The organism is Pseudoxanthomonas sp. UTMC 1351 (genome assembly GCF_040948865.1).
Lineage (GTDB): Bacteria > Pseudomonadota > Gammaproteobacteria > Xanthomonadales > Xanthomonadaceae > Pseudoxanthomonas_A.
In genome coordinates this window covers 1-477 of the sequence record NZ_JAVGJT010000064.1, presented here as the reverse complement: position 1 = coordinate 477, position 477 = coordinate 1, and the positions used below count along the sequence as shown (strand labels likewise).

At 57.4% G+C, this 477-nt stretch carries 1 protein-coding gene; it reads left to right on the top strand.

The window, feature by feature from the left end; translation table 11 throughout:
• Positions 1-75 (top strand): LPXTG cell wall anchor domain-containing protein (locus AB6O04_RS20570; protein ID WP_368566288.1); only part of this gene is annotated, 75 nt, incomplete at its 5' end.
• Between the last annotated feature and the right edge of the window lie 402 nt (positions 76-477).

Genomic DNA, 477 nt, shown 5'->3' with positions numbered 1-477 from the left:
CAGTCCGCGGCGTTCTGGTTCGGAGTGGTGATGCTTGGATTGGGGCTGTTCTACTTCTTTAAGAAGTCGCCTTGACGAGGTTGACGGGAGCTACGCAGGGGTCTGAGCGACCGCGTTGCTTTTGGACTTCAGCGATACGGATTTTGCGAACAGAGTGATTAGTGGATTTTCTCAGTTTGAGGAGAAGGCGCTGGAAAATTTTGGGGCGGTTTGTGGCGTCAGCATTCGTCGCTACAGGGCGGCATGAACATTGCACGTAGGGGTCGGGCGTCGCGCTGTTTTTCTGTGCGAGGCGCCGGGGATTGATGCAAGGCGTTCTGGGAAGAGCGCAATCAGGGGTAAGGGATGGTTCGGGGCATAGGGAAGTACATCAGATCCGGGATGGCGGCGTTGTGCCTGCTGGGGATATCGATTGCGCCGTTGGCGGCGCAGGAGTCCGTGTGCGCGCGCGTGAAGATCGAGATCAAGCAGGAGTTG